Raw genomic sequence first — 23201 nt, 5'->3', positions numbered from 1 at the left:
GGAGCCCGACTTTGGTGCGAAGCACCACGAAAGCGCCCGTGGCGAAACCGGAGCCGCTCAACGCACTAAAAAGCCGTCCCCGTGGCAACCGGGAACGACTTTCTTTTAAAACCTGCCGCGCAGGTTTTGCGAATGGGAGCACCACGGGAGCGCCCATCGCAAAACCGGAGCCTGATCGCAAAACCGGAGCCTGATCGCAAAACCGGGGCCTTACTTGGCCGCCACGCCCACCTCTTGAGCGGCTTTGTAAATCGTATCGAACAGCTCTTCGAGGTTCTCTTCGTCAATGCAGGAGAACGCGACGCGCAGGTCGGTCTCGCCGAGCGCGATCGTGCCGATGCCGTACTCGTCGAGCAGGCGCATGCGCACGGCTTCCGCTTCCGCGCCGTTCAGCTTCAGGCACATGAAGTAGCCGGAATTGAACGGATAATAGCTCCAAACGTCTCCGTAGCGGCCGCTGTCGAGCAGGTTCTTCACGGTGTTGGCGCGGCCTTTCATGATCGCGAACTTTTCTTCCTTCTGCGCTTCGAAGTCCGGCGACTGCAGCGCCTTCAGCACGAACGTCTGCGACGGATGCGGTCCGCTCGAGATCGTCGCGCGGATGATGCCGAGCGTTTTCTGCTCCAGGGCGCTCAGTACCGCGTCGGAACCGTCCGCGTAGGTGATGAAACCGACGCGGAAACCCCATACGTACTCTTCCTTCGTCGCGCCGTCGACCTTGATCGGCAGGATGCGCGGGTGCGCGCCGGCCAGCTGGCCGAACAGCGACTCATGCATCGACCCTTCAAAGAAGAGCCCGAAGTAGGCGTCGTCGGTGACGGCCACGACGTTGATGCCGGCTTCGGCGGCATCGCGCAGCGCCGCGACGATCTCGGCGCCTTCTTCCGCGCCCGGCGTATAGCCCGTCGGGTTATTCGGGAAGTTCAGGACGACGATGGCTTTGCCTTTGCTCTTCTGCGCCAGCAGCGCTTCGCGCAGCCCTTGGCTGTTGAAGCGGTTGTCGCCGTCGTACAGCGGATATTCGACGATCGATGCCCCGCGGCGCACGCCGAAGGTCAGCTCGTAATTTTCCCAGTTTTTGTTCGGAATGATGACGGCGTCCCCTGCGTCCGCGAACAGGTCCGCAACGATGCTGAGGCCATGCGTGAGCGCGTTGGTCGCGATCGGGTTGCCGTACGTCTTGTTCGCAAGCGACGGGTTCTCTTTCAGCATCTTGGCGCGCCATGCGGTGCGCAGCTCGGGCTTTCCGGCCGGAGGCGCGTATTCGTACAGATCCTTCGGATTGTAGGCGGACAGCGTGTCTTGGATGACCTTCAGATGCATCGGCTGACCGTTCTCGATCGCGATGCCGATCGTTGCGTTGAATTTCTTCGCCTTCGCTTTTGCTTCGGCCGATTGGCTTAAGATGCCTTCCTTCGGAAAATAGAGGGCTTTGCCGAGTGTGGATAACATCGAGAAAACGTGGCCGTTCTCGCGCTCAATCGTCGCGTTCAATTGCTGGGCAAGTGGGTTCATGGACTTCATTCATCCTTCCGGTAGATCATTCTCGTAATTGGCTTCCGGCTGGAAACCGTTTAGGTGATATTATACCACTTTCCAAGAGCGGAAGGCCATGACCGCCCGGCTATTTTTCGTACAATATTTGAAATCGCCCGTCCGTTTCCGCGGCGAAGTTGGCAAAGGTTTCGCAGTATTGTATGATGGCTTCGACATTGTTTACCGCGAGGGGGAGGAAGCTGAAGGATGCTTCACGTATCGCCGAATTCGTTGCAATTAAAGCCGGCCTTCGCCAAGATCGTGTGCGAGCCGGGGTGGAAGTGGCAGAAGCGCGAGAAGCCGCTGGCCAATTACGACCTGTTCTATGTGTGGAGCGGCAGCGGGGAAGTGCTGCTGAACGGCGTGCCGGTGCCCGTCAGCAAGGGCAGCTGCTTCTTGTTCCGGCCGGGCGACTTCACGAGCGCCACGCATAACCCGCAGCGGCCGCTCGTGCTGACGTACATTCATTTCGACGTCAAAGAGCCGGTCGACATCGTCCCGCAATCGTACCGGATGCTTCAGGAGACGGTGGATTTCGAGTACTTGCTGTCCCGCTACGTCCGGCTGTTCCTCGTCAAGACGTACGCGGCCGAAGAGGAAGCGCAGCTGATTCTGAAGCAGCTCATCATCCATCTTCTGCGCGAGGACCGGGAAGGCCCCGTCGAACGCAAGGCGAGCAACCAATTGACCGAAGCGATCCACGAGGTCGCCAACTACATCCGCCAAAATCCCGGCATCGCGCACCGCGTCGAGGATCTGGCCGCGAGGGCTCAGCTTTCCCCGAGGTATTTCTCGATCAAATTCAAGGAAATGATCGGCACCTCGGTCCAATCCTACATGATCCGGACGCGGATCGAGCGGGCGCAGCATCTGCTCATGCATGCAGGGATGAACGTGACGGAGGTCGCGGACGCGCTGGGGTACCGGGATATTTTCTTCTTCAGCCGGCAGTTCAAGCAGTACACGGGAAAAAGCCCGTCGGAAATCCGCTAGGCGCGCTGCGCCTTGGCGGCCGGCCGGCGGGCTTTCTGCATGCAGCGGCCCGGGCCATGCGCCGATCGCGGGCTCAGTCCCCGGTCGCGCCTCCGGCATGCGGGCAATAGCGGTTCATGAGCGCGATCGTCTCCGCGTCGAGCGGGGCATCGCGCTCGGCCAGTTGGCCCGTGATGGATTCGCGGGCGGGCTGCTTCAAGTTTTGGCCGAATTTGAACTTGCCGCTGACCCGGTCCGCGTCGATGCGCACGACCGCGACGCCCTTGAGCCGGGGAATGTAATCCGGATCGGCCGCGTCGATCGTCTTGTAGCCCCCCTCCGGCTGCAGCTTGCGCATGAGCGCTTCCAGCGCGGCGGCTTTTTCCGCGGGATCGTCGACCACGACGGCTCGTCCGTCGAGCCGCACCGATTTGAAATACGCCGTCGCCGGGCAAGCCATCAGCGGGTCGCTGAAGTACGACGGGATGATCGCGTATTCCTTCGCGGCCATGAACGCGACGCGCTCGTTCGCTTTGAGCTGGGTCATTTTCTCCCCGATCCGGCTGCCGTGAAAATAGACCTTCCCGTTCACGTAGACGAAATTAAGCGGCGTCATCGCGGGCGCTCCCTCGGGCGTGACGGTGCCGAGAAAGCCGAAGCTCATCTCCTCCATGAAGCTTGCGATTTCCTCCGGATTGCTGCTTTCGTCAACTTCGAATTCCGTTCTGCGCATGTTCCATTCCTCCGCCTTCCTATTGATAGCCCCTAGCATACACCGCGCATTGACAATCAAAAAGATCCAATTATGATTAGTTTTATTGGACCACTTCATAGAGAAGCGAACTTTCGGGAGGATCGGCGCGATGGATTTGGATTTTCGCATTGCTTACGAACGGCATTACGGGGAGCTGGGGCGCAAGACGGAAGCGATGTTCCAAGCGCTGCGGGAAGGGATCGTGAACGGGACGCTTCGCGGCGGGACCAAATTGCCCTCGAGCCGGAAGCTCGCTGAGCTGTACGGCCTGTCGCGCGGTTCCGTGAACGCCGCGTACGACATGTTGATCGCGGAAGGCTTCGCCCGTGCCGAGCTCGGCAGCGGGACCTTCGTGGCGGCGGCCGTCTCGTCGCCGGGGGACAGCGAGGGCGGAAACGCTGGAGCGCCGCTCGCTTTATCGTCTTGGGGCGAGCGCCTCGTCGCGTCGAAAGCGCGGTTCGGCTTCGTGGAAAGCCACCCTTGGCTGCCCTTCGGCGCCGGGGAGGAGCAGGTGAGCTTCCGGCTGCGCGAGACGGACGCCGAGCTGTTTCCGGCGGAGGCGTGGAAATCCGCGATGCACGCGGAGATCCGGGACATGATGGCGGCGTTCCCGGCGGTGACGGCGCCCGTCGAAGGGTATCTGCCCCTCCGCGAGGCGATCGCGCGGGATCTGCGGCGCGAGCGCGGCATACGCGCCGGCGCCGCCAATATCTGCATCACGAACGGCTCCATGCAGGCGATCGCCCTGCTGACGATGCTGCTCGTGCAGCCCGGCATGCCGGTCGTCGTGGAAAATCCGGCCTATTCCGGCATCCGCCGCGCCGTGACGGCCCAGGGCGGTACCCTTGTCACCGCTGCCGTCGACGATCACGGCATCGTCCCGCAGGATTGGCGCGCGCGTCTGCTGCTCGTCACGCCGACCCGGCAATATCCGACCGGGGCGGTGCTCTCCGCGCGGCGCCGGGCGGAGCTGCTGGCCTGGGCATCGCGGCAGGGCGCCGTCATCGTCGAGGACGATTACGACAGCGAGCTGCGCTGGGGCGGTCGGCCGGCGGAGCCGCTCAAGGCGCTCGACCGCGAGGAACGGGTCGTCTACATCGGCACGTTCTCGAAGACGATGTTCGTGGATCTGCGCATCGGCTACGTCGTCCTGCCGGATTCGCTGCTAGAGCCGTTCCGGTTGGCCAAAGCGCTGCTTGAGCCGCATCCGTCGGCGCTCGTGGAGCAGCGGGCGCTGGCCCATTTTATCGGAAGCGGCGCGTATGCCAAGCATGTCCGGCGGATGAAACGGATCATCGGCCGCCGGCTGCTGGCTTTCCGGGAGGGAGTGGAGGCGCGGCTCGCGCGCTGGTTCCGCTTCGTGCCGGCGGACGCGGGGCTGCATATGTACGCCGAATGGCGGGGGGACGCCGAAAGTTATGCCGAGCTTCAGGCGCGCTGCTCGGCTCGCGGGGTCAATTGGTCGTTGGGCGATTCGTTGTGGGAGGGCGATGCCGCGCCGCCCTGCACGGCGTTATTCGGCTTCGCTCACTTACGGGAAGCCCAGATCTCGCTCGGCGGGGCGCTGATCGAAGCGGCCTGCATGGAGATGATGGCGGAACGTTAAAAAGCGGCAGGCTCGGGAGCCTGCCGCTTTGGCGTATGTATCGGTCGTTATGTATCGGGTCGTTACGGATTGCTCAGCGTGCCGAGCTTCTCGCCCATCCGTACCTTCAAGCCGGTCCGCAGATCGGCGCGCGGGGCGAAGCTGTCGTCTTCCGTCAAGAGCACGACGGTGGAACCGAATTCGAAATAGGCGAGATCGTCGCCTTTCTCCATCTTGTCGCGGAGCGGCAGCACGTATTTGATGCTGCTGACGTTCATGGCGCCGACTTTGACGATGGCGGTCTCGGCGTGCGCATGCCGCATGTACGTGATGAGACGCTCGTTGCGGCTCAGCACCCGGCGCATGTGGCGGAGGCCGAAGTCGTTGACGGGGTATACTTTGCCGGCGACGTGCTCGCGTTCCACGATCGTGCCGGCGATCGGCGTATGTATGCGATGGTAATCGGTGGGGCTTAAGTATAGGACCATATAGTAGCCGTTCTTGTAGTTCTCCAAGCGCGGCGAGCGGTTAAGCAGTTCTTCGATCGAATAATCCTGTCCCTTGACGTTCAGGATCGTGCCCTGCCGTATGGGGCCGCAGCCGGTAACGAGCGCGTCGACGGGGCTCACGAGCGCATCCGGGGCGGAATCGACTGGCCTGGAGCCGGGCTTCAGCCGTCGGGTGAAAAATTCGTTGAGCGTGCTGTATTCGTGCAGCTGTTTCTCGGCTTCCTGCACGGCAATGCCGTACATTCGGGCGAATCGCGGTATAAAGGGCCGGCTGGCGGGCGATTGCGCAAATCGGCCGGTCATGCGCGATATCCATTTCCGCGAGCTAAGCTCGGTCATGGATCGGAGCAGCCATTTGGTCATGCCGGTAATTCACGTCCTCTCTTGGATAAGGCCAGCATCTGGATGGTCTGCGACTAGTTTGACATATCGCGGGTTAATTATCAATAGAATACATTCCCACGGGTTTAAGCCGGCCGATGACTGCGAATGCTGGTTGTGAGGTGATTTCAATGATTGGATTCATACTGGCTGCCGTCATCATCGGAGGCATGCTGCTGACCTGGTTGAGGCACGCTTACCGCGGTGCGAAATGGCTGCTGGACGTGCTGGCGGCCGCGGCTTACCTGCTCTTCTTCTCGGAGGCGGCCCATGCCGTATTGAGGACGCTGCTGGACGATACCGTGTTCATGACGCAGGTGCACGAGGTGCTGCTCAGTCCCTTGTTTCTGGTCAGCGGCGGCTATCTCGGACCGTACGGCCTGAGCCTGCTCCTGGCGCAGCTGCTGCCGAGGAACAAATAGTTAGGCGCTTCGATTTGCCGGAGCAAGGCGCATGGCGGTTGCCGGCTTGCCAATCCCGCGTAAACTGTAACAGCACATTTTGTTACAGGAGAGGCGGTCTGCGCGCCATGGATAAACCCAAAGTCGCCTTCGTGACGCCGGGTACGTTTCCTCTGCCATCCCCAACCAGCAGCTCGGTCGAACGCGTCGTGGAAAAAACCGTGCCGCTCCTCGCTTCCCGTATCGAGGCCCATATCTACGGTCGAATCAGCCGTTCCCTCGGCAGGCGCGGAAAGTTGGGCATGGCGGTCATCGAACGGTTCCCGGCTGCCAATAAACAGACGTACATCCGGTGCGTGAAGCGCGCGATCGGCAAGCTTCGTCCCGATCTGCTTCAGGTCGAGAACCGGCCGCGCTACGTGCTGAAGCTGAAGCAGGCGCTGCCGAACAAACGCGTCTGGCTGAACCTGCATTCCAATACGTTTATCCGGGAACGGGCGATCCAACCCAGGACGCTGTCCCAATGTTTCCAATCCGCGGACCGCATCATCGTGAACAGCGAATTTCTGCGGGAGGATGCGGCCGGCCGCGTCCCCCAGTGCGCGGATAAGCTGCGGGTCGTCTACCCCGGCGTGGACATCGAGCGGTTTCCGTCCCAATTCTCGGCCGCCGGGGCGACTCAGCGGGCAGAGCTCCGTACCAGGCGGAAGTGGCTCGGCCGCAGCGTCGTGCTGTTCATGGGCCGGCTCCAGGAGATCAAGGGCGTGCATCATCTGCTGAAGCTGATGCCGCAGCTCATTCGCGCGCATCCGTCCGTGCTGCTCGTGATCGTCGGCGGCGCTTTCTACGGCTCCAAACGAACAACGCCTTACGTCCGCAAGCTGCACCGGATCGGCCGGACGATGCGGAACCATGTGCGGTTCGTGCCGTACGTGCCGTATTCGGAGGTGCCGAGCTGGTTTCTCGGCGCCGACGTGGCGGTCGTGCCTTCCGGCAGCCGCGAAGCGTTCGGGCTCGTGAACGTGGAGGCGATGTCCTGCGGCCTGCCGGTCGTGGCCACGCGTTCGGGCGGGATGAAGGAAATCATCGACGACGGCGTAACCGGCTACCTGGTCAACCCCGATCATGTCGTGTCGGAGATGCGCTCGCGTCTGCTGGAGCTGCTGTGCAATGATCAGCTGCGTCAGGACATGGGGCGCCAGAGCCGCAGGCGCGTCGAGCAGCATTTTACGTGGCGGCATTCGGCGGAACGTTGGCTGGAGCTGTTATCGGAGCCTTAAGGGCGGGCTACTGGCGTAAATGTAAAAATAAGGTTGAAATTTGTCGTCGTCCTGCGTACAATAAGGGAGTCATTATAGACGTACGCATTCTCACATGCAGCAGGAAGCACCTGTTTGCAGGCTGGTTTATTCAGCTTGCAGGCCGGTGCTTTTTTTCGTTCTCGCAGGCTGGGGAGCCGCGAAAACTTTGGGGATTTTTTAAGGGAACGGGTATCGTCGAAATCTAGCGAAAGGTGGTAGAATATGTTAATCGGTGGAGGTGCTTGGGGCGCCGGAGGATAGTGCGTCATATATATGGGCTTCCGAAGAAGCTGTGATACTAGCGGTAAATGTGCCGTGATGCATAAAATCCGGGGAGGACTTTGGACATGAAAAGGAATAGAATGATGACGGCTGTTTTGGCCGCGGCAGTATTGGCAGGCAGCATGATTGGAGGAGCTTCGGCTTTTGCGGATACACCTCGAATCGTATCGTCGAACATGCCCATTAAACTGTTATTTGATGCACGACAGTTGACTACGGATGTGGCGCCTGTGAATGAGGATGGGACAATACTTGTGCCGATTCGTTTCGTATCGGATAAGCTCGGCGGAAAGTTGACGCTGACGGGTAAGTTGATCAACATTGTGAAGGGTTCCAATACTCTGAATCTAACAATTGGAGCTTCTACAGCGACGGTGAACGGGAAGACAATTACGTTATCGGTGCCAGTGCGTGCGGTTTCAGGGCGAACTATGGTACCTCTCCGCGTAGTGAGTGAGGGATTGGGAGTCGCGGTGAAATGGGATGTTATCAATAAGTTTGTTTGGATTGGAAGTCAGGATGTACCGAAAATACATGATTTTAAGAAGCCTGGAGATATTAAGCCGTTTTTACCTTATTTTAAGGGAGCGCCTGAATATCTTCTAAATGGTGGATATGGAAGATATACTAACGCAACCGAAATAGAAATTAATGATTTCCCTTTTAGAGATGGTGTAAATACTTTCTATAGGATGGATTTAGCTTATGATCAAGATAATAATGTCTATTTGCAAACAATTGAGAATACTCCAGCTGTTATGAACGGCGATTTTTATTTTCTGTCCCGTAATTCAAGTCCAATTGGTAGTTTAGCTTTAACATACTTGCGTCAGATTCCGACCAAGGGAATTCATATTTATTATAACAATACTTCAAAATTAGGCGGGAAAATGAGTGATCTTAGTAAAGTCGATTATATCGATTTTTGTAATACAATAAATCTCGGAAATGGAAATAGCACTCAAATATTTATTAAAAATCCATGGAGGTAACTGCTTTTGAAAAAACGCGTCAAACAGATAGTAGCTCTTTTTGGGTTGATAACCCTTTTAGCTGCACTATTTCCGACCGATTTTTTTCAAAAAGTATCGGCGGATAGCATAAATCCAAGTATTACTCCTGTACGTGAAAGAAGTAATTATCCAGACGGTAGCTTTCTAAATTCCAATAAACGTTACGCCGTTGGTTTTATGTACGAAGACATATGGTCTGATTCAACCGGAGGAAACTGGAAACCTGATGCCAAAGACGCAACAGGCGTTTCTATTATAAGTCCTTATTCTTTTTCGTTTCCTGGAAGGACAGTCAAGGATGTTACTGTTTCAAAATTCACTCCAGGATCAACCAGAGATACAGGTTTCTTTACTGAATCGCGTTCAGGAGATAGATGGGACAAATATGTAGCATGGGTGGGAAACAACCCGTCTTTGCCAAAGACCACTTCAGTTTCTGGATTAGGCACAAATAGCGTTTCCTTCACAGTAACATTGACTGGTGATTTAACAACGATCGACCCATATAACATTCGCGATCGTGATCAAGTTTGCGAAAACTGTTCAGAAAACGTCCATGGTTACCGCTATTTCTTCCCAATTCTCTTCACTTTTGAGCTTAACGGTTACTTGGAAGTACATCATTACACAACCAAAGGAACGAATATCGATAGCTCATTTCCGGAACAATCAACGGACCTGGGCGGCAGTCCGAAGGCAATTATCCCAGCTACAAGTGAAGACTACGATTACGTAGGATACAAAAAGAGCACCGTGAGCCAGCCATCGGGCGGCAGCATCGTATCGGGGAGTCCGCCGACAGTAACCTACGACGCTACATATGATATCTATTATCTCAACTTGTATTACGACGAAAAGACGACCGACGGCAAGGTCATTATCCAGCATTTAGACAAGAACAACAACAGCCTCGACGGCATTGCCGGGTTGCATGACAGGGAACAATCCTTGAAAGAACACCAGTCTTACTCGTTCTCGCACAGCATTCCGGATTCGGGCTCCGGCTACACGTATTCCGGCTATCGAAAATCCTTGTCGGGCGTCCCTCCGAGCAGCGGTGCGATCACCGCGGGCGAGTATGATCTTGGTACTTACACCAGCGCCTCGTTCCCCAACCCGGTCTATCTGAATTATTACTACGACGTTGATCCAACGGAAACCGCGGGCGAAATCAACATCCGCCATATGGTACGCGAAGGATCGACGGGGACCTATTCACTGGCCAAGCAGCAGACAATCCCCATCGCCGCGCTGCCGAACAGCTCGTCTTACAGCTACGATAGTTCCTATGGGAACTTCCAAGGAAGCAATTTATCCTACGTGGCGTATTCCAACACCGTCACGACCAAGACTAGTCAATCCGTCAGCTTAACATCAACGCTCAGCAAGGCGTATGTAACCTTTTTCTACGAGAAACCCCTCTCGTTCACAGGCGATTTCGACATCCTGCCTGATACCCTCCCCTATAAAGCTTCCTTTACGCTGCATCCCAAAAACTTTCAGCTGAAAGGCTGTACGTACATCTCCCATCACTTCAAAATCGAACGAAATGGCTCGTGGACCGGCGACCCGGTAAACGGGCAGACGACGGATTCGACGTATACCTTCGGAAACTATCCGTGGGTAATCGGGGTCGGCATTCATAGCGTCTCCATGCAGATCGTGACGAGCTGCGGCACGTCGGACTGGATCGGACCAAAGCCGCTGACGGTAACGGGGCCGACCGTCAATAATCCACCGACATTCCAGATTGGTTTTGTGAATCCGAGCCAGCCGAAAATTCCGCTGCATCAAGTCGTAGAAGGAACGGTATTGGATTTGATTTACATTAACGATCCCACCGTCCCGACGCCGAACGATCCGGACGGCGACGACCTGTATTTCATGGGCTTCGACTATTCGGCCGGTTCGGCCTTCGTGCAGTCGATTCCATCCAAGAGTATTGAGTATGTGAATGGCCAGCATAACTTAACGATGGACTCGCTCGGGTTTCAAAACATCTGCGGGCAGATGCGAGACGAATTCGGGGCGACGGCCACCGCATGTACCTATATCGAGGTCGTGCCGAAGAACCCGGTGCCGGTCATCGACTGCCCGCCGTCCGTCATCGCGAATCACCCGATTTCATCCGGGGCCATCGGCAGCGCGCGCAGCTACAGCCCGATCTCGTATCTGAAGATCGATCATAGCCGCGATGAATGGACCAATAAACAGTCCAGCTACCCGAATCCGGGAACCACGGATATTACCGTGCAGGTGTCGTTATCCGTTTATGACGAAAACGGTCTAAAGTCGCTTGCGCCGGCCACGTGCACGATTATCGTGAAGCCGGACTTGCCGCCGGTCGCGAAGCTGGTCGTTCCGCCGCTGTCGGTTCGCGGCACGCTGCTCGATCTGCTGAACAAGTCGACCAGTCCGGATGCGGATGCGATCGTAACGGCGGAGTACCGGTACAAATACGATGCCAACAACAACGGGTTTGCGGATGATGCATGGAAATCGGCAGCGGGCACGCTGACGAAGCTGCAGTTCACGCCGACCAAAGTCGGCAACTATTTGTTCTATCTAAAGGTTACGGAAGAATACGGACAATGGGATGACACGAACTCCGATTCGCCGTCCGCGTTAACGCTGAATGTCGTGAACAACGCGCCGGAAGTGTCATTCGATCTGGAAGGGAACAACCCGCAGCCGGATCTCGACCCGTACACGCGGATCCAGGCGGAGGAGATGATCAATTGGCCGATCTATGTGCCGGGCACGAACAATCTCGTCTACAACAACACGAATTTGTGGCGGACCAGCGCCGGCAGCTTGATCAGCGGGGAAGGACGGAATTTCGGACAGCAGTATGATGAAGCCTATACCTACAACGTCATGCGCTTCAGCCGAACGCTCGAATCGTACCAAGCGTATCCGTTGACGAACAACGGCTTCGGGTCCAACGAACTGAACCCCTGGAGGTCTACGCTGCAATCCAACGTCGTTGCCAACGTCTTGAATAAGAAAGGCGACGGATTGCTGACCTGGTACTATAACCCGCCAAAAATACGATCGACGAAGAAGCTCTTGTTTTACGATTACCATAATACGACCAGCAGTTACAATTCCACGACGGGACACACGACGTATTATTACGATGACGAGTTCATCGCGCTTGATCCGCAAAAGCTTTCGCCCGTCAAAGACGTGATCGGTGACTGGGGTTCCGTTTCGCAGGCGTACACGAAAGGCGATCCCAATGCTTACGTAGTAACTAATTCCAGTTTCGGACCAAGGAGCGTCGACTTTTTGTACGAAGGCACGATGAAGAAGAACATTCAGGTCATCGTAACCAGTTTGCCGGATTACGAGCTCGCGGATCACTATCTTTACATCAAGCGGTATTGGTCATACGGGAACGGTCAGAACTTATCGGATATCGGCGTCTTCGATGCCCGGACAGGCCAGGAGCTTTCCAGCACGTTCGCCAATCCGACGATCGATCTCGGCCAACAGAACACGAATATTTGGAACATGGATTTCTGCGGCGTCCAAGGCACCAGCGTGATATTATGCAACACGGTCTCGAACGGGAACGAACGGCATTACAAATTAACCCGCGATATGGCGCTTATCGAATTGCCGACCTGGACCGCGCCGGCACCGGTGAATCCGAATATCAAAACGATGGATAATCCGCAGTATACGTCGCTTGCTTCCATGACCGACGCAGCCGGGAACACGTATCGTTATGAAGCTTATTACAACCAGACCTACAATTCGGGCTATTATGACCTGAACGTCGCGAAATACAATGCGGATTACACGTTAGCCTGGCGGCAGTACATCGGGGATTCCATCCGAAATGACGCTGCGGTGCAAGGGCAGCAAATCAGCACCACGCCGCAAAATTCGTTCATGTCGGCTTACGCGTATCCGGAAATCAAGAGCGGATTCTACTTCAACCCCGCGAAGAATGAGCTGTACGCCAGGGTCTATTACGACCATACCCGGCCGGGGGACGTTCTTCCATTGATGTATGAACGCGTATATGTGCTGCATACAGGTACCGGAGCGATCAAACGCAAAGCGGATTCGCTGAATGGCGATGATATGGGCATGTATCATTACGGCGGCAGCGATTTCGGAGCCTATACCCAATTTTCAACCGACTTCTCAGGGAATCTCGCGCCTAAAAGCAGACTCAGCCAAACGGCCGACGGTTATCGCACCAGCTTGGATCGAACTAATGGCGCGACCTGCGATGCGGGGGGCGGTACCATGTACTCCACCTATGGGCACAGCAAAATATTCGATGCCGCAGGCAATACGGCCGGCAGCGTGTTGACCGGATGCAACTATTCCCCGTCGCCGATCTATGGCGCCTATTACATGGATGGCGTATACGTCTCGCTGTCGCAAGGCCGGCCGACTACTAGCTCGGATTCGGGGACGTACTCGAATACCATGAGCTTGACCGTTTCCGTCGGTCCGCCGACGACCAATCCGCTGATCGTGAAGCCGTTCACGAGCGGCCAATTCTACTCGCCGTTCTCCTTGTCCGACGCGGAAGCGAAATTCAACTTCAAGCTGGACGACGCGGATTACGACAACGAATGGCTCGGATATTCGTTCCGGATGAAGGATCGGCAGAACGGTTACGCGCTCGAGACGGATGCGAAGAAGATCGAGCTGGTCAAATACGTCGCCGGCGCGCGCACGGTCATTGCGACGCAGGACTATCCGCTGCTCAGCCAGAAGACGTATGCCGTCAAGCTGCGGGCGAGCGGAAGCCATCTCGCGGTGTTCCTGGACAACACGCCGATCTTCGAGGCGGATGACGGCACGTATGCGTCCGGACGCTTCGGCTACTTCTCGAACAAGGCGTTCGTCACGTTCAGCGGACTTGCCTATAAGCCGATGACGAGTAACGACGCATGGTCGGATCAATATGCGATATGGGACGCCGGGTCCGCGACGGCCGAGGTGAAGTATGACAACATCGTTTTCAGCGACCCGGAGAACGATCCGCCCGCCGGCGGCGTCTATGATTGGACCGTGCAGCACACGGCACGCTTCATTCATAACCAAGGCGTCTCCGCGTTGAACGGGAAGACGTTTCATGACGCGCAGCTGAAGTTCGATAAGGTCGGGGACTACGTCGTTTCGCTGAAGGCGAAGGACGATCCCCATCCGGATTATCTCGCGCCGGACAATACGTTCGACGAGTACCGGAAAGACTCCAATACATTCACGAAAAAGATAACGGTCCACCGACGGCCGATCGCGAAATTCGCGCTGGCCAGCGACGCGGCCCACAAGCTCCAGTGGACCGACTACAGCTACGATCCGGACCGGTATTTCAGCGGCACGGATTATTCGACCGAAGCTACGGGCATCGATTACAAGGCGACGAAAGGGATCCTGCAGAAGAGATTTTATTACGTGACGCCAAGCGGCGCGTACAAGGAAGCGAAGCTCACCGCCCCGCAGGAAGTCGGCACGTACGAGATCGGCTTGGCGGTCAAGGACGAGTACGGCGCGTGGTCGGATTGGTACGTGACGATGCTGCCGGTGACGGATCTGGCGCCGCCGAACAATCCGCCGGTTCCCGGATTCACGTCGAATCGCGTAAACACGTTCCGCGGCGTGCCGGTCACGTTCGATTCGACGGCCCATGACATCGAGGACGGCGATCGCACGAAGCTGCCGCATGAATATTACATCTCGAACGAGACGGCCGGCGGGACGGAGACGTTCGCGAGCGACTCCCGGACGAATTGGACGAAGAGCTTCAGCAGCGTAGGGACGTTCGACGTACGGCAAGTCGTCTCGGACTCCGACGGCGCGACCGCGGAGTTCGGCCTGCAGGTCAATATCTTGAATCAGAAGCCGACCGCGGCGATTACGGTACCGGAGAGCACGGACCAAGCGAACCCGACGAAGACGATCGTGCTGCGGCCGGACTTTAACTGGAACTATTGGGATGCGGACGGCGATAACCAGACGCAGTTCCAGATGAAAATCTATAAGTACGGCGGCGTGCTGCTGCATGATTCGGGCATAAAAACGTCTGGCGCCGTAGATTGGGTGCCCGGCGCGGATCTTCCCGAGCACGTGAACATGTATGTTGTCGTCCGCGTCTTCGACGGCTACGATTGGAGCGATTACAGCGATCCGCATTATTTCTACATCGAGACGAACCGGCCGCCGACTGCGGACTTTGATTGGTCGCCGAAACCGGTCTATGAAGGCGATATAGTGAAAATCGCGCAGACGATCGACGACCCGGATAAGGATCCGTTAAGCGTGCAGTATGTCGTGAAGGATCCGAACGGCGTCGAGACGGCGTTCACTTATACGCTGAATTCGCCGTATGCTCCGTCCGGTCCGAGCTTCAAAGGAACCAGGGTCGGCGCGTACAGCGTGCGGCTGACGGTATCCGACGGCAAAGCGCCGCCGGTCGCGACGACGAAGAACGTCATCGTGCTTCCGCTTGCGGTGAACGGACAAGTGAAGCACACGGATCTATGGAACGAGCGTCGAATCGAGAGCAACCTCAAATCCAGCGGAGATCCCGAGCAGCCGCGCGGCTACAACGTCTTCTGGGCAGGGGAGAGGTTCCTGCTGCGCGCGGCGACGACGGATACGGTCACGACGACCGATGCCGTCGAGGTCACGGCGACGATGAACGGCAAGACGGCGACCTTAACGCCGACGGACGCGTCGCGGACCAGCTGGAGCGGCGAAATGTGGGAGGAGACGTTCGAGAAGCTGCCGGACGGTCCGCTGACGTTCGGGTTCAAGGCGACGTACAGCAACGGCACCGTCAAAACCGCGACGGTCACGGTCGTCATCTCCGGCAACGTCCAGCAAACGGTCGGCGTCCACCGGCGCGATTAAGGCACGGGCATGGACGTCAAATCGTGCCGAACATGCCATTTTTCGATTTCCAACGAACGGCTCCATTGCCTGGAGAGCGCCGAAAAGCCTTGCTTTTCGGCGTTCTTCCCGAGCGGAGCCGTTTTTTTGCGATAAATTGACCCTGCGCCAAGTGACCTGCCCATGGGTGAATGCATATGCTACCTATGACTATTCAGGTGGAAGAAGGAGAGGGCTATGGCGAAGAGCAGCAAGGGAAAGAGCCCGAAAGGGCGAAAGCCGTTATTTTACGTGGATAATCCGAATACCTCGGAGTTGAAGTGGCTCGAGGAATTGAAGATGAAAAAACCGGTAGCTGACAAGAGCGGCGAGAAACGCACCGTTCAGGTGAACGCGGCTTCGCAGGTGCTGGAAACCCCGATTAACATAACAGCCGATTCGGCGCCGATCCGGCAGCCGGAAGCAGATTCGTTCGCTCAGGAAGCGATCGCCGCTGTTCCGACCTCTGACGTTAGAAGCGAGGCAGCAATCATCGAGCAGCCGCAGCCGCCGATTTTTGCGGCGAAAGCCGCGGCATTGCCGGAGACGACGGAGATACCCGAGTCATTACCGCAAGCGATAACCCTAGCAGAAACGAAGGATATCGCGCCGGAACCGCAAGCTAGCCTTTCGCTTGAGCCGCTGGCGCAGGAAGCAGCGGAAGTGGAAGCGGAAGCACCGGCCATTTCGCCGGAAGCTTTCGTGGAAGAACGACGCCTGCCGAACACGGCGCTGCCGTTCGTGCATACCGACGACATCGCGGACGACGCGGTGACTACCGAGAAGCTTGCCTTCGGCGCCGTCGATTCCAGCCGAATCAGGCATGGAGCTGTAAAGTCGCAGTCGATCGCGGATTTTGCCGTCGAAAGCATTCATATCGCGGAAAACGCGGTGAGCGCATCCAAGATCGCGCCGGACTCCATTACGAGCGAGCATTTGGCCAAGAACGCGATTTCCGGCGCCAAGATCCGCGACCGTTCCGTCACCGGCGACAAGCTGCGCGACAACAGCGTTACGTCGGAGAAGCTGGCAGATCGCACGATCAGCGCCGACAAGCTCGCGGAAGGCTCCATCGAAGCCAAGCATTTGAAGGAACTGATCATTACGACGGAGCTGCTCGACGATCAATCCGTGACGACATCAAAGCTGAGGAGCGCGGCCGTTCGCACGGAAAGCATCGCCAATGAAGCGATCAGCACCTCCAAGCTCGCGGAAGGCTCGGTAACCCGTTCCAAGATCCGCGACGGCGCGATAACAGGCGAGAAAATCAGCATGAACTCCATCGAGTCCGAGCATTTGCAGCCGGGACTGCTCCTAGCTGAGCATGTCGCGCCGGGGGTGCTCCTGGGAAAGCATCTCGCGCCGGGCGAAATCGCGTCAAGCCATCTGGCCAAAGGCGCCATAGGCGCTAAGGAGCTGAGGCCCGAGGCCGTCACGTCGGAAGCCATCGCGCCGGAAGCGGTCGGATCCAGAGAGCTGAAAGACGGCGCAGTCAAGGCACAGCATATCGAAGCCGGCGAAGTCGGCACGGATCACCTGCATGACCAGTCGGTCTCCACGTCGAAGATCGCCGATCTGTCGATCTCGACCATCAAGCTCGTCGATCAGGCGGTGACCTCATCCAAAATCGCCGACAAAAGCATTACGTCGAGCAAGCTTTCGGACGACGCGGTACACGGCAAACACTTGAGCCGTCTCAGCATCAGCGGCGACAAGCTGCTGGTCGACAGCATCGAGGAGCGGCATCTGAACGAGAATTCGGTCGGCTCCAAGCAGCTGATCGTCGGCAGCGTGCAGGAGAAGCACTTAAGCTCAGGCATCGTGACCGAAGGGAAAATCGCCGCCAATGCCGTCCGCGAAGCGCATATCAGCAGCGCGTCGGTCGGGCAGGCGCAGCTGCAGGACGAATCGGTGACCGAGCAGAAGCTGGCGGAAGGCAGCGTGAACAGCGCCAAGCTGGCGGAGCAGTCGGTGCAGACGAAGCATCTGTCCGATGAATCGATCACCTTCGATAAAATCGCGCCGGAAGCAATCCGCGCCTTTCACCTTTCGGTGGGAGCGGTGACGGAGGAAGCGATCTCGCCGGAATCCGTATCGATGGAGCATCTGCAGCCGGGGTTGATCGATGCCGTTCATATCCGCAAAGCGGCCATCGAAACGAGCGCGCTCCAAGATGGCGCGGTCAAGTCCGTGAAGCTGGCGAGCGGGGCGGTGACGGAGCGGCATCTAGCCGCAGGGGCGGTCTACTCGCATCACCTGGCGGATCACGTGGTGAATTCGCTCAAGCTCTCTCCGGAGAGCGTCTCGACGGATAAACTGACGGACTGGTCGGTGACGACGGAGAAGCTGGCCGATGCCAGCGTCACGACGGATAAACTGGCAGGCGGCGCCGTAACGGGCGGTCAGCTCGCGGACGGCGCGGTGGGCGCGAATCATTTGGCCCCGCGCGCGGTCGAAGGCCGCCATTTGGCGGAAGGCCTCGTGAACGAGCGGCATCTGGCGAGCGGATCGGTCGTCGGCGGCGCGATCGGGCAAGGAGCCGTAACCGGAGATAAAATCGCCGCGGGCACGGTGAACGGCGCCCACTTGGCGAATGAATCGATCGGCAGCCGGCATCTGGCGGAACAGTCGATCTTCGGGGCGCATTTGTCCGGAGAGAGCATCAAGGACATCCATCTGGGCAAGGCTTCCGTTACCGGGGAAAAGATTGCGGAAGGCAGCATCGCGAGCTATCATCTGCAGAACGAATCGGTAGGCTCGCGTTCCCTCGAACCGTCGGCGGTGCAAGGGCAGCATGTCGCGGCGGCGTCGATCGACGCCAACCATCTGGCGGACGGCTCGGTCGGCAGCACGCATCTGAAGATCGACAGCGTCCTGCAGCTGCATCTGGCCGCGGAATCGGTCGGCACGGAGCAGCTCGGCGACGAGACGGTGACGGGCGCGAAGCTGGCGCAGCTGTCCGTAAGCGGCGAGCACATCCATCTGGAGACGATCGCGGGGAAACATTTGAAAGCCGAGTCCATCCAGGGCTATCACATCCGCAAAGGCTCGATTTCGCAGGCGCACCTGGCCGCGGAATTCTACACCTTCGAGAAAGCGCCGGACGGCATCATCCACGGCAGCAAACTCAAACCCGGAACCGTCGGCGCGGAGCTGCTGTCGGAGGGATCCGTCGGCAGCGCGCAGCTTCAAGCCGGCGCGGTCGGCGCGGATGCGTTGGCAGCCGGCTCCATCGGCGAGAAGCATCTGCATTCCGGCGCGGTGACGCTCAGTAAAATCGCCGCGCGTTCCATTGCGGGGGCTCATATCATCACGGGTGCCGTCGGCAGCGAAGCGATAGCGGAGGGCGCGATCGGCAGCACGAAGCTGGCGCAGGGCGCGGTCGGCACGGAAGCGCTCGGCGACGGCGCGGTCGTAAGCGCGAAGCTGGCGAAAGGAGCAGCCGGCACGGAAGCGATCGGCGATGGCGCGGTCGTAAGCGCGAAGCTGGCGAAAGGCGCGGTCGGCACGGAAGCGCTCGGCGACGGCGCGGTCGTAAGCGCGAAGCTGGCAAGCGGCGCGGTCGGGGCGGGAGCGCTCGCGGACGGCGCGGTCGTAAGCGCGAAGCTGGCCAATGGCGCGGTAGGAACGGCGGCATTGGCCGACGGATCGATCATTGGCGCGAAGCTCGCTAAGGGCGCGGTCGGCGCGGATGCGATCAAAGACGGCTCGATCGTCGGCGCGAAGCTGGCCATCGGCGCGGTCGGCACGCTGGCGCTGGGCGACGGTTCGGTCGTTAGCGGAAAGCTGGCGAACGGCGCGGTCGGCGCGGCGGCGCTTAGCGACGGCGCGATCGTCAGCGCGAAGCTGGCAAACGGCGCGGTCGGGACGGCGGCGCTCGGGGACGGAGCGGTGGCAAGCGCGAAGCTGGCGGTCGGCGCGGTCGGGGAGAGCCATCTGCAGGACGGTGCCGTTACCGCGAATAAAATCGCCTTGCAGGCCATCGGCGCGCAGCATCTGGCGCCCGGTGCCATCAGCGGCAAGTCGATCGTCGCCGGAACGGTCGGCACGACGGCGATCGGCGACGGCGCGGTCACGGCCGCCAAGCTGGCCGGCGGCGCGGTCGGCGAAGGGCAGTTGCAGCATGGAGCCGTGACGATGGGCAAGATTGCCGCGCGTTCCATTACGACGGCGCATCTGATTCCGGGCTCCGTGGAAAGCGCGGCGCTGTGCAACGGTGCCGTCACGTCCGACAAACTCGCTGCCGGCGCGGTCGTCGGAGCCGCGATCGCGGACGGCTCGATCACCGCGGATAAGCTCGCCGCGGGCGTGCTGAAAGAAGCGGAGATCGTCATCCAAGACGGCAGCGTGACGGCAGCCTCCTTGGAGGACGGCGCGGTGCAAACCAGCAAACTGGCAGAAGGCGCGGTGCAGGTCGGCAAATTGGCGGACGGCGCGGTGCAGGCCAACAAGCTGGCGGATGGCGCGGTGGAAACCGGCAAGCTGGCGGAAGGCGCCGTGCAAACCAGCAAACTGGCGGAAGGCGCCGTACAGGTCGGCAAATTGGCGGACGGAGCCGTGCAAACGAGTAAATTGGCGGACGGCGCGGTGCAGGTCGGCAAATTGGCGGACGGCGCGGTGCAAGCCAGCAAGCTGGCCGAGGGTGCGGTGCAAGCCAGCAAGCTGGCGGACGGCGCGGTGCAGGTCGGCAAACTGGCGGACGGCGCGGTGCAAGCCGGCAAGCTGGCGGACGGCGCGGTGCAAGCCAGCAAATTGGCGGACGGCGCGGTGGAAGCCGGCAAGCTGGCGAACGGCGCGGTGGAAACCGTCAAGCTGGTCGACGGCGCGGTAATAGCCAGTAAACTGGCGGACGGCGCGGTGGAAACCGGCAAGCTGGTGGACGGAGCGGTGCAAGCCAGCAAATTGGCGGACGGCGCGGTGGAAACCGTCAAGCTGGCGGATGGAGCCGTACAGTTCAACAAACTGGCGGACGGCGCGGTGCAAACCAGCAAATTGGCGGACGGAACGGTGCAAGCCAGCAAGCTGGCGGACAGCGCGGTGGAAACCGTCAAGCTGGCGGATGGAGCCGTGCAGTTCAACAAACTGGCGGACGGTGCGGTGCAAACAAGCAAACTGGCATACGGCGCGGTACAATCCAGCAAGCTGGCGGATGGCGCGGTGGAAAGCGGCAAACTGGCAGACGGCGCGGTGCAAGCGAGCAAGCTGGCAGATGGAGCCGTAGAAACCGGCAAATTGGCAGAAGGCGCGGTACAAACCGGCAAGCTGGCGGAAGGTGCGGTGCAAGCGAGCAAGCTGGCAGATGGAGCCGTGGAAACCGCCAAATTGGCGGACGGAGCCGTGGAAACCGGCAAGCTGGCAGAAGGTGCAGTGCAAGCGAGCAAGCTGGCGGATCGCGCGGTGGAAGCCGGCAAGCTGGCAAACGGCGCGGTGGAAACCGCCAAGCTGGCGGACGGCGCGGTAACGGGCAGCAAACTGGCCCTGGGCAGCGTGACGGAACTTCATTTCGCGCCAAGCGTGCTGCTGGCTTCCCGGCAAAGCCCGCTCGTGAACGGAGCCTGCCTGACGGACGGAAGCGTTGGCGAGGATAAGCTGAGCTTCACGCCGGTCTCGACCGTGAAGAAGGATACGGCGGCCCTGCAGCAATTCGGACTCGCGCCGTATAACTTTCATGGGCAGGGAGAGCAGCTCGACATCACGATCGGTTTCGAAGAACCGTTCGCGAACAACGCCTACGTGTTCGTGGCCACGACTGACCAGCCTTCCTGCTATGCGGTCATCAAACAGAAGACGGCGGCAGCCGTGCAGTTGACCGTCGTTCGCACGCGCATCAGCCCCGAGCCGATCGGTCTCGTGAACTGGATCGCGATCGGTCAGCGATAACGGCAACGCGCAAAACGAATACCGAGCCTCCCCTCTCGCGGCGCACGCGGCAGGGGAGGTTTTTTTGTGTTGGGAATTTTTGTAACCATCTGCCCGATTCTTGCGTCTAGCATAAAAAAGGAGTTGAACGCAGATGTCCAAGAAGTTCGTCGCAAATGTCCGTAATCCGCTCTCCAGCGCCATATTCCGACTCATAACTGCCGCGGTGTTCATCCTAGGGATCGCCGGGACCGTCCTGCCGGTTGGCGTGCATGCCGCTGCCCGGGCACCGGCTCACGAGGGCTTTGCGGCCCGAAAGACGAATCAGCCGATCGGCTTGATGCGCAAGGACGGCAGCCAAGAATGGAAGGTCGAGCTGCAAACGCCGGTCATTTCATCGAACGGCCGCTTATACGTCTCGGTTCCGGATCTCCGAACGTTGTTTCGCGACGCCAGCCTGATATCGTCCAACGACGGCGCGCTGGTCACGCTTGCTTATCCGGGCGCGTTGGCCGAATATCGCCGCGACGCCAGGCAGGCGACCGTGAACGGCCGATCCGTCCGATTGGACGGCGCGGGACTGATCGTGCGGCAGAAGACCGCTTATCTGGCGATTCGCGAGATCGCCTCCCTGCTTCATGCGGACGCGCGGTACGACGCGGCGCGCCGGCTGCTCGTCGTCGCTTACGCCGAGCGCTACCTGACGGAGTACGGCAACGACGATGCGCCGGCATTGATTTGGCTGGATGGCCGGACGCGTCAACTTTATACGGCGCGGCCGGGAGAACGTCCGGAAGCGGCGGGCACGACGAACGTGAAGCTCAATGGGGCGGGCTATGCGGTAACGGAGCGCCTGGACGCGCAGACCATCGCCGTCACGGTAACGGATACATACGGAGAGCCGAGCCTGGGGACGAACGTCTATAAGCTGATCCTGCACCAGGGCAAGCTGACGCTTCAGAGCAAGGCCGAGTATTACGGCGTCCGGCGCACGGACAGCGTATTCCGTTATGCGGGCGGAATCGCGCTTGTCGACGGCGGACGCGTGCTGTTGGCAAAGCCGGACGGCTCCGTCAAGCAGGCGGCGGACGTGCGGAAGATGCTGGATACGGAGGATGCCATCACGGTCGTGTACGCCGCCGATGACGCGCTGGTCGTTCGTCTCTACCTGGATCAGATGCTGGCGCTCGTGAACTTGAAGACGAAGACGGCCGTGCTGTTGTACAAGCAGCTGCTGCCGGCGGACGAACGGAAGCGGATCGAGGAAGCAAGCCGATACGCCATGGATTTCGATTACAACGGGGACGGGTTCGAATTCGATCGAAGGGAAGGCGACGCGTTTTATTTCACGCATGACGACGAGGAGGGCAACGGCGAGAGCCCGTACAGCCTTAAGTTAAATTAATTTAAATTAGCTTCGCCTATCGTGAATCGCCCTGCCGCCCGCGGCAGGGCGAATTTTGCTATATCGGCTCCGGCGGCCGACGTATCGCGCGTATCCGGGAGCGGGCAAGCGCGGGGCGGCCGCCGATCATGCTCCGTTTCGCGAACCGTTCCGCCGAACAAGCCGCGAGGAAGGTTCGCTTCAGGAAAGCGGCGTTTGCCGGGCTGCGCGGTTCTCTATCATCCTGCAACGCTTCCTTCTTCGAACCGCATTTTCCGGTCGCTAGATTGCGTCGTCGATCCCTGGGGAAACATCAGGCAA

The 23201-nt window shown here is 59.0% G+C and carries 11 protein-coding genes; 8 read left to right on the top strand and 3 right to left on the bottom strand.

What is annotated here, in order from left to right; genetic code table 11:
• Positions 1-210: 210 nt before the first annotated feature.
• Positions 211-1515, bottom strand: a complete 1305-nt coding sequence (locus GT019_RS21885) for an aminotransferase class I/II-fold pyridoxal phosphate-dependent enzyme (protein ID WP_161745408.1) — start codon at positions 1513-1515, stop codon at positions 211-213.
• Between the two features lie 228 nt (positions 1516-1743).
• Between GT019_RS21885 and GT019_RS21880 the strand changes: the two genes are divergently transcribed.
• The gene (locus GT019_RS21880; RefSeq protein ID WP_161745406.1) at positions 1744-2529 is read left to right on the top strand and encodes a helix-turn-helix domain-containing protein; all 786 of its coding nucleotides are present in this window, start codon (positions 1744-1746) and stop codon (positions 2527-2529) included.
• Positions 2530-2602: 73 nt separating this feature from the next.
• Here GT019_RS21880 and GT019_RS21875 read toward each other — a convergent pair whose 3' ends face one another.
• Positions 2603-3241, bottom strand: a complete 639-nt coding sequence (locus tag GT019_RS21875; protein ID WP_161745404.1) for a pyridoxamine 5'-phosphate oxidase family protein — start codon at positions 3239-3241, stop codon at positions 2603-2605.
• 130 nt (positions 3242-3371) lie between these two features.
• On the opposite strand from GT019_RS21875, the gene pdxR reads away from it, so the two are divergent.
• The gene (gene pdxR, locus GT019_RS21870; RefSeq protein WP_161745402.1) at positions 3372-4868 is read left to right on the top strand and encodes a MocR-like pyridoxine biosynthesis transcription factor PdxR; all 1497 of its coding nucleotides are present in this window, start codon (positions 3372-3374) and stop codon (positions 4866-4868) included.
• A gap of 62 nt (positions 4869-4930) precedes the next feature.
• Here the strand turns inward: pdxR and asd are convergent, their stop codons facing one another.
• Positions 4931-5719, bottom strand: a complete 789-nt coding sequence (asd, locus tag GT019_RS21865; RefSeq protein ID WP_161745400.1) for an archaetidylserine decarboxylase — start codon at positions 5717-5719, stop codon at positions 4931-4933.
• Positions 5720-5868: 149 nt separating this feature from the next.
• Here asd and GT019_RS21860 point away from each other — a divergent pair, with 149 nt between their 5' ends.
• The 6 genes from GT019_RS21860 to GT019_RS21835 all read left to right on the top strand — a co-directional run bounded on the left by GT019_RS21860 (position 5869) and on the right by GT019_RS21835 (position 22901).
• Positions 5869-6159: a hypothetical protein gene (locus GT019_RS21860; RefSeq protein ID WP_161745398.1), complete on the top strand. Its 291-nt coding sequence runs from the start codon at positions 5869-5871 to the stop codon at positions 6157-6159.
• Positions 6160-6266: 107 nt separating this feature from the next.
• Positions 6267-7418 carry a glycosyltransferase family 4 protein gene (locus tag GT019_RS21855; RefSeq protein ID WP_161745396.1) on the top strand — a complete coding sequence of 384 codons (1152 nt, stop codon included), beginning with the start codon at positions 6267-6269 and terminating at the stop codon, positions 7416-7418.
• Positions 7419-7786: 368 nt separating this feature from the next.
• Complete coding sequence (locus tag GT019_RS21850; protein ID WP_161745394.1) at positions 7787-8713, top strand: copper amine oxidase N-terminal domain-containing protein; 927 nt, start codon at positions 7787-7789, stop codon at positions 8711-8713.
• Positions 8714-9487: 774 nt separating this feature from the next.
• The gene (locus GT019_RS21845) at positions 9488-15619 is read left to right on the top strand and encodes a hypothetical protein (RefSeq protein WP_161745393.1); all 6132 of its coding nucleotides are present in this window, start codon (positions 9488-9490) and stop codon (positions 15617-15619) included.
• A 216-nt stretch (positions 15620-15835) separates the two neighbouring features.
• The gene (locus GT019_RS21840) at positions 15836-21517 is read left to right on the top strand and encodes a WIAG-tail domain (protein WP_161745390.1); all 5682 of its coding nucleotides are present in this window, start codon (positions 15836-15838) and stop codon (positions 21515-21517) included.
• Positions 21518-21650: 133 nt separating this feature from the next.
• Complete coding sequence (locus GT019_RS21835) at positions 21651-22901, top strand: hypothetical protein (protein WP_161745388.1); 1251 nt, start codon at positions 21651-21653, stop codon at positions 22899-22901.
• Positions 22902-23201 lie beyond the last annotated feature (300 nt).

The organism is Paenibacillus glycinis (assembly GCF_009909185.1).
Taxonomy (GTDB): Bacteria; Bacillota; Bacilli; order Paenibacillales; family Paenibacillaceae; genus Paenibacillus_Z; species Paenibacillus_Z glycinis.
The sequence above is the reverse complement of the archived record's forward strand: the minus strand, read 5'-3'. Positions and strand labels throughout refer to the sequence as shown.